Source organism: Frankia sp. CeTa3Moorea, from assembly GCF_978021225.1.
Genome location: NZ_CDXDOR010000186.1, coordinates 1 through 7,871, shown reverse-complemented (window position 1 = coordinate 7,871; position 7,871 = coordinate 1). Strand labels below are relative to the sequence as shown.

The following is a 7,871-nucleotide window of genomic DNA, read 5'->3' as shown; positions in this document are numbered from 1 at the left end:
GACGGGGATGGGGCGGAGCCGGGAGACGGGGAGCGGGCGGTGCGGACGGTGTCGACGTTGCGGGTCGCGGCGCGCGGCACCCCCGATGCGGCCCGGGTCCGGATCGCCGACGGGCCGCCGGTCGCCGCATCGGTCAGTCAGCTCGGCGACGAGCTGCTCGTCACGATCGGTGCGGTCACCACCCGGTGGGCCTACGCGTGGGAGCCCGCCGACGGGATCCTCTGGCTTGGCCGCGACGGTGGGGCGTGGGGCCTGGCCGAGGTGATCCCGGTGGCGGGCACCGGGGCCGGGCCGGTGCTCGGCGGGCAGGCGCGCAGCCCCATGCCGGGCACGGTGACCGCGGTGTTGGTCGAACCGGGGATGACCGTGGCGGATGGGCAGTCGCTGGTTGTCGTCGAGGCCATGAAGATGGAGCACACCGTCTCGGCGGCGGGCGCCGGGATCGTCAAGGAAGTACTCGTCCGGCCCGGCGACCTCGTCGCCTTGGACCAGCTGCTGGTGGTGATGTCCGTGGCGGGCCCGGCCGGCCCCGGATCCGCATCAGCCGCCCCGGCGGCCCGGCGAAATGTGGAGGGTTGAGCACGATTTGACGCCGACGGCCGCCCTGGGCCGCGGTCGTCGGCGTCAACGCGGGCCGGGAACGTCAATCCTTCTCTCAGCGCCCGGCCAGCCGCCGCAGGAGCGTCTTCCGGGCGTCGGCCTCGGCCAGGTTGGACAGGTCGACGTGGGCCGAGGAGGCCTGATCGAATGCGGCCGGCACGGCACAGGCCTCGACCAGGACGGTGACGAGTCTGCACGCGGGCCCGGTCGGGTCATCCGCGTCCAGGGCCGCCCGCCACTCCCACCACTCCCACCACTCCCGCTGCTCATGGACCGAGGAGAGATAGGCGGGGGAGAGCAGAACGAGTGTCCGGTGGGCGTGCCGGGCGCCATCACGCATCGTGATCCTTGGCGGCCCGTCCGTTCCGTCACCCGCCTGGAACAGTAGGTGGTAACCGGCCTCCTCCAGCTGCCAGGCGATCCAGTCGGCCCAGGCCTCGTCGGGCTGGGCGTACGAGATGAAGAAGTCGTACCGCCCGGACGGCCCCGGCCATTGTGGCGTGGATTGCCCGGGCCGTTGTGGCGTGGACGGCCGCACGACCGCGGGCTTCTGGTCTGCCGCCTCAGGGGGGACGGCCGCGGTTGCCGCGGTCTCCGCCGGGCGCCGCTCGTCCGGGTTGTGCCAGTCCCCGCGCGGCCGGTCCGGATGCCGGCTGCCCGGGTGATGCCGGCCGTCGGGGTGATGCCGGCCGAGGAACACCGCGGCGCTGTTCGCCGCGAGCCGCAGGAACCATCCCTGGTCCTCCGGCCGGGTGGATGCCCGTCCGAGGCAGGTCAGGGCGACGGCCAGCAGGGACAGCGGGATCTGGTCGCGCCACAGGTCGACCAGACCGGCCTGGCGTGCCCAGTCCTCCGCCGCCGATCGGACCCGGTCGATGAGCAGGAACAGCCACCGCGGCACGAGGTCTCCGTCCTGCTCCGGGTCGAGCAGCAGATCGATGACGGCGGTGCGTTGCGCCGCGGACAGCTCCGACAGTGTCCGGGCGAGGATGTGCAGGACCAGATGGACGGGATCCCGGGTGAGCACGGCGTCGGCCGCGTACCGCGACAGGTCGATCAGCTGGTACGTCCTGTCGACGTTGCGCAGTGAGGACGGGATCAGGATGTTCTCGATGTGCAGGTCGCCGTGGGCCTTCCCGACGAAGGCCGGGATGCGAATACCGTCCGTGCGCGATGGGTCCAGGACCAGCGCGAACGGGTTCGGCAGCGGGTGGTCCTCGCCTTCGGCGTCGATGGTGGGGCCGGGGTACGCCGCGGCGATGCGCCGCAGGCGGCTGCCCGGGGCGAGCCGCTCGGCGAGCTGACGCGCAAGGATGGTCGGCACGTCCAGTGACGGCAGAAGGGCAGGCCCCACCCACTCATCGAAGATCGACCCGACTAGCCCCCCGCAGACGTCGGCGAGGACCGCGGCGTCGGCCAGGGCCCGTCCGAACATCAGGCGTGGTTCAGCCGGTCCGGCCGGTCCTGACAGACCGGCCGGACCGCTGCCGGAGTCTCCCTGGCGCCCGGCCCGCCGCGGGTGGACGACAGCCTCCAGCAGGGCGCGCAGCGTGACCAGCTCCCGAAGGCTGCCACCCGCGACCTGTTGGAAGACGAACCATCGTCCATCGCCGACCGCGACCGGCTGATGGACGGGTGTGGCGAGGTGGCGCTCGGCGAACCTGGGGGCGTCGGCGATCGCCCGCCAGTGGCGCGCGAATTCGCCGGGTTGGGGCCCCGCGTCGCTGGCCGGGGCGACGTCCAGCTTCATCACGAACTGGCGCGCACCATGGCGCGGATGCTCTTCGAGGACCACCCCGACCATCGCCGACGACCGGCCGCCGGTAAGCCAACGGACCAGGCGGTAGGTGGTCTCGGTCTGGGAGCACCATTGCCGCAGCGCGGTCACGGCGGGATCGTCGAGGGCGTTCACCAGTGGCTCGTCCAACCAGAGCGGCTCGTTCAACCAGTCAGAAGACAACCATGACTCCTGGGAACGCAGGGCGCGGGCGACGGACGCGTTCCGGTCGGGTGAGCCGCCGCCGGGACGCCGCCGGTCGGGGCGCGCTGCGCCGGACCGCCGGTCGGGTTCCGGATTACCGGCGTTCGGTGTCGGTGGGCTGATGACTGGCTAAGGATACCGTTCGACGATATGGCCCAAACTGCCGCCTCCGGGTGTTCCCGGGCGATCCTCACGGCACGGCACGGTTGTCATCCCGCGGTCTGGGATCGCCCCGGGGCGGTCGTCGTCCGCGTGGCCCATATCCCTACCCGCGCTCGCTGCCGCGTCCGGTGAAAGCCGCGTACGACGTTGTACGGATTTGCGGTCAGGGTCTTTCCGGTTAGTCCGGCACGCGGTTATCTGGGAGCTGCTGAAGGGTCGCGGGCGTCGCCCGCCTATGGTCTGCACCCCCGCCGCCGCGGGTGGTGGCTGGTTGATGACCGCGGCCCCTCGGCTCACCGCCGGAGCGGACCTGCCATCGGGGGGAGGCCCGCTCCAGCGGCCGTCGATCCGTACGGCCTTGTACGGCGATCCGGAAGTTCCTTTTCCTGGTACTTTCCCGGCCGGCCTCCGCCGTGCCGCCCGCCGTTCCGTTCGTCGTCGGCGGGCTTTCCGTCCCCGGTTCGGGTTTCGGGACCGTGGCGCTTCTCGCGGTCACCGGTGTTCTGCTGTCGATATACGGCGGTTCCCTCGACGGTCTCGCCGGCCTCGACACCGGGGGCTGGCTGGTGGGGCTCGGCCCGCGGGCGGCGGCCCTGCGACGCGGTGCACCGGCGGGAAACGCCCCCCGGCGACGGGTCACGAGGACGGGTCACGATGGGTCACGCTCCGACTGGTCGAGGAGATCGTGAAGGTGCACCGTGATGTCGTGGGTGGGCCCCAACCGGCGCAGGCTGCGCCGGTAGGCGTCCTGGACCCGCGGGGTCATCTGGTCCGGCCGGCCGAGGTTGGTCTGGGCCTCCGCGAGCAGACCCACCGCGGCGAGGGCACGGGGATGATCCGGTCCGAGCACTCGCAGGCAGGCCTCGGTGAGCTCGGTCGCCGCCTTCTCCGCGCGCTCGGTGTCCCCGCGGTCGCGGTACAGCCGGGCCAGATGGTAGCAGGTCACCAGCGTGGCGGGATGCTCCGGGCCGAGCACCTCGGCCCGATCGTCCCGCACCGAGCACAGCAGCTCCTCGGCCGCCGTCCACGCCCCTTGCTCGACCAGTAGGTCCCCGACGTTGTTCCGGCTCGTCAAGGTGTCCCGGTGCCGCGGCCCGAGGACCCGTTCACGGGTGGTGAGCGTGTGGGTGAGCCACCGCAGCGCCTCGCCGTGCCGACCCGATTCGCGCAGCGTCCGGCCGAGGTAGTGCTGGGTGGTCAGCGTGTCGGGATGCTCGGGGCCGAGGATGCGCAACCGGTCGTCGAGCACCATGCGAAGGCCGCTCTCGGCGTCCTCGAGCCGGCCCTGGGCGGCGCGGACCCGGTGCAGGTCGTGCGCGACGGACAGGACATCAGCATGATCGGGTCCGAACAGGTGGGCGCCGGTCTCCCAGACGGAGCTGTACGCCGCGTCCGCCTCGGCGAGCCGGCCGGTCGCGCGCAGGTAGCGGGCGGCGAGGGTCGCCGGGGTGAGCAGCTGCGGAGGCAGGTGTGCCTCGGTAAGGTCGTCGAGGCCCCACCGCCGCCGGGCGCGGAGCAGCTCCAGCCCGGCCGTGGCATGACCGGCGAGCATCGCCCACCGGTCCCACGTCGCCGGATCCCGCGGATCGAGCGCGCGGGTCGCCCGCGTGAGCAGGGCGGTGAGCGCGTCGAGGTAGTCGGCGATGCGGCCGGAGGTGTGCGCGGCCCGGCCGAAGCTGTCGCGTACCAGGGGGTGGAGGACCAGCTGATGCGCGACCCGGGGATCCGGGCGGGAAGCCGCGGACCGGGCGGTGGCGGGGTCGCCGGTGGCGGACCGGTCGGTGGTGGACCGGTCGGTGGCGGGGTCGTCGGGAGTCGTGTGTTCGATCAGCCCCTGGCCGGCCAGGGCGCGGATCAGCTCCCACAGCTCGGTCGCCCGCAGGCCGGGGAACAGCGGCGACGCGGCGAGGACGGCCGCGGACAGGAGCAGGCCGAACGGGATCGGGTCTCCGCCGAAGCAGGCGAGCAGGGTCAGCAGCGCCCGGGCCCGCTCCAGGCCCCGCGCGGCGAGGAGATCCAGCGACAGTTCCCAGGTCGGCCCGATGAGCTCGCGTTCCCGGCGACGGCCAGCGCCGCCGGGACCGCCGAAGCCGCGCAGCAGGGCCTGGTGCCCGCCCGTCTGGAGCGCGTGTTCATAGTCGACGTAGGTCCGCGGGACCGCCGGTCCACCGAGTCCGGCCGGCATTCGCCGCGCCTCGGCGAGGTACTGGCCCGCCAGGGCGAGTGCCAGGGGCAGCCCGCCGAGCCGGCGGCCGAGGCTCTCGGCCGCGGCGAGCGGACCCGGCTCGGCCCCGGTCAGGTCGCGCAGCGCCAGCCCGGCGTCCGCCGCGTTCAGGGGGCCGAGCGGGTGCAGGCGCAGCCAGGACCGGGCGGTCCCGCCGACGGGCGACGGGCCCTCCCAGTCCAGCCGGCTGCGCGTCGTCACCACGACCATTCCGTGGGGGTGGGTGACCGGCCGCAGCCATCCGGTGCCGTCGAGCACGTCGCCGCCGGGTGGGGCCAGGTCGCCGGCCGGATCGTCGGCGTTGTCGAGGATCAGCAGCCACGGCCGTCCGCTGTCCGCCAGCAGCCGCCAGACCAGGTCGGACAGGCTGCCCGTGCACAGCTGGTGGCGGGTCGCGCCGAGCTCCACGGCCAGCGCGGTCATCCCGGCGCGCACCGCGCCGGACCCCGTGGCGCTGATCCACCAGGTCCGCACCCGTCGTTCGAGCGCGGTGCGGGCGAGCGCGAGGGCGACCGTGCTCTTGCCCACGCCGCCGAGCCCGTGCAGCACGTGGACCCGTGCCCCGTTGGCGTCGGGCCGAACGCCCTTTGGTCCAGGGACGTCCGAGCCAGGGAGGTCCGGTCGAGGGATGTCCGAGCCAGGGAGGTCCGGTTCGGGGACGTCCGGTCGAAGGACGTCAGGCCGGGGGAGGACGGGCCCGTTACCGACGTCGGATCCGGCGACCGCGCGCCTGCGTCCGGTGGGGAGCTGCCCGGCCAGCAGGTCGAGCAGGCCGTCTCGACCGCGGATTGCGGGCAGGTGGGTGAGCCGCTGGACCGGCGGCCTGATCGTGACCGCCGTCGACGGGTCCTGTCCGGTGCCGATCCGGTCGCCGCCATGGTCCCCGTGACCGTGAGCTCCGCGACCGTGAGCTCCGCGCCGGACCCGACGCCACGTCTCGACCCAGTGGCGGATCTCGTCGGGGTCGTCCACCCGGCAGGCCCGCAGCATGTTCTCGACGAGGTTCGCCGACCTGAGGCCGGGGAGATGGGAGCCACCGAAGTAACCGCCGACCGTGCTGGCCGGCACGTTGACGGCGCGCGCCACCTCCCGCACGCTCAACCCCGCGCGCTCGCGCACGATGGTCAGTGCACGGCCGAAATCCGCGTTGGTGGTGATGGCGTCCAGGTCGACCTCGTCGTACACGTGCGTCCCTTGAGCGGCGGCGAGCGGCGGCGGCGAGCGGCAGCGATGAGCAGGACGGAACGTCATCCCGTGGGGATATCCTCCGCGGCTATTCTCCGGCGGATCGCCCGACCGTCCAGAGGTTTTCCCGTCCGGTCTCCGATCCGTCCCCCGTTTCCGTCACGCAAGGTCCCACCGCGGGTGCGTGACGTTCAGCCCGGCGGCAGCGGGACGACGTCGGCGAGGATCTCGTGACGGTGCGGGCGTCGGCGTGCGGCCGGGCTGTCGTGGACGACGAGGAGCGATGACGGGTCGCCGGGCATCAGGGCGATGCCCTCCGGATGGTCGTCGCCCTCGCCGACGGGCAGGTCCAGGATGCGCTCGATCGCCTCGTCGGTGACCACGACGCTCGTGGGGGCCTGCGCGGCCCCGCGCCAGCGGTAGATCCGCACCGGGCCGTCGAGGTCCATCGTCGGGCCGGCGAGGAGCAGGAGGTCATCGCCGGAGGCGAGGAGGTCGCGTACCCCCAGCCCGTCGAGGTCGAGGAAGTGCTTGCGATACCGGCCGTCCCCGTCGATCGGCGCGAGGAGGAGGTTCTGACCGTCTCCCTCGGTGAGACGCAGTTCCAGGACCACGGCCCAGCCCCGCAGCACCGGCCCCCGCAGCCCCAGGTAGATCCGCTCACCGACGACGGCCAGGCCCTCGACGTCCAGCCCGTTGTCCTTGCTCGGGATCTTGAGGAAGCGGCCAAGATGGTCGTCGTCGGTAAGCGCCTTCGTCAACCGGGTGGGCTTGGACAGTCCGAGCGCTGCCGCGGTCAGCCTGCCGCCGCCGGGCGAGGCCGGGTCGGGTGCGCTCGCGACCAGGGTCGGCAGGCCGCCGACCCGCACCACCGGGATGCGCCCGAGCAGGTAGCGGTTGGCGTTGCTGCTCACCTTCGCCAGCCGGGCCAGGGCCTGCTCGGTCGCGTGCTGGGGCCGGACCCGCTTGCGGGCCAGGCTGTGCGACCCGACGAACCACAGATAGTCGCCATGCCGGTCCATGCCCTCGAGGTCGATCTCGAGCTGGGTGCCGTCCTCCGTGGGCTCCTCGGGCAGGGGAAGGAAGTCCGCGACGGAGAAGCTGACGTGATCGGCGAAGCCGTCGCCGGCCGGCGACAGGGTCGTCCGCTCGATCGTGACCGTCTCGTCACCGGCGAGCCAGAGGCACCGGCCGTCCCCCTTCAGGGTGGACAACGACTCGGCGACGTCGACCACCCCGGCGCCGTCGGCGAACCGGATCGGAATCGTCTTCGCGGTCATCGGTGCCTCATCCGGCGCCGTTCCCGCACCCTGCGTCGTTCCCGCACTCCGCCACTCCTCGTCCCCCCGCCGGTTTGCCCCGGTTTTCTCCGCCGGTTGCTCCGAAGCGGCCCTCCCAGGAGTCGCCACCGCCGACCGGAGCGTAGTGCCGGCCCGGCGCTTATCCGGGTGGGTGTCCAGGACCCGATAGGTGGCCCCGATCCTGCGAGCGTCAGCGCCGCTTACACCTTCCGTCGGGCAGGCCCTTTACCCGACGAGAGCTGCCACAGGATGACCGTCTCGTCGGCTCCGGTGGAGGCGAGGAGGATCTGTCCGTCGGGTAGGGGTAGGGCCGCCAGCGCGGTCACCCCGCTGGTGTGGCCGGTGAGCTGGCCGGTTTGTGTGCCTTCGATCGGGTCCCACAGTCGTACCGTCCCGTCGTTTCCGGCGGTGGCGAGGA

Annotated in this window: 4 protein-coding genes and 1 pseudogene; 1 reads left to right on the top strand and 4 read right to left on the bottom strand. The window is 73.0% G+C overall.

The genetic code is table 11. From position 1 onward, the window contains the following. On the top strand, positions 1–579 hold a 579-nt coding region (locus AC08OV_RS21775; protein WP_476620237.1), incomplete at its 5' end, for an acyl-CoA carboxylase biotin carboxyl carrier protein subunit. A gap of 76 nt (positions 580–655) precedes the next feature. Here AC08OV_RS21775 and AC08OV_RS21770 read toward each other — a convergent pair. The 4 genes and pseudogenes from AC08OV_RS21770 to AC08OV_RS21755 form a co-directional block, all read right to left on the bottom strand. After that, positions 656–2,560, bottom strand: a complete 1,905-nt coding sequence (locus tag AC08OV_RS21770) for a TIR domain-containing protein (RefSeq protein ID WP_476615865.1) — start codon at positions 2,558–2,560, stop codon at positions 656–658. A gap of 832 nt (positions 2,561–3,392) precedes the next feature. Further along, positions 3,393–6,218, bottom strand: coding sequence for a tetratricopeptide repeat protein (locus AC08OV_RS21765; RefSeq protein WP_476620236.1), 2,826 nt, complete (start codon positions 6,216–6,218; stop codon positions 3,393–3,395). Between the two features lie 125 nt (positions 6,219–6,343). After that, the gene (locus tag AC08OV_RS21760) at positions 6,344–7,432 is read right to left on the bottom strand and encodes a DUF3616 domain-containing protein (RefSeq protein WP_476616089.1); all 1,089 of its coding nucleotides are present in this window, start codon (positions 7,430–7,432) and stop codon (positions 6,344–6,346) included. Positions 7,433–7,653: 221 nt separating this feature from the next. Next, positions 7,654–7,871: pseudogene (locus tag AC08OV_RS21755) on the bottom strand (toll/interleukin-1 receptor domain-containing protein); the annotation flags it as partial.

Excerpts from the sequence above, each read along its gene's own strand:
- AC08OV_RS21765 (WP_476620236.1), bottom strand. The coding sequence starts at position 6,218 with ATGACGTTCCGTCCTGCTCATCGCTGCCGCTCGCCGCCGCCGCTCGCC.
- AC08OV_RS21760 (WP_476616089.1), bottom strand. The coding sequence starts at position 7,432 with ATGACCGCGAAGACGATTCCGATCCGGTTCGCCGACGGCGCCGGGGTG.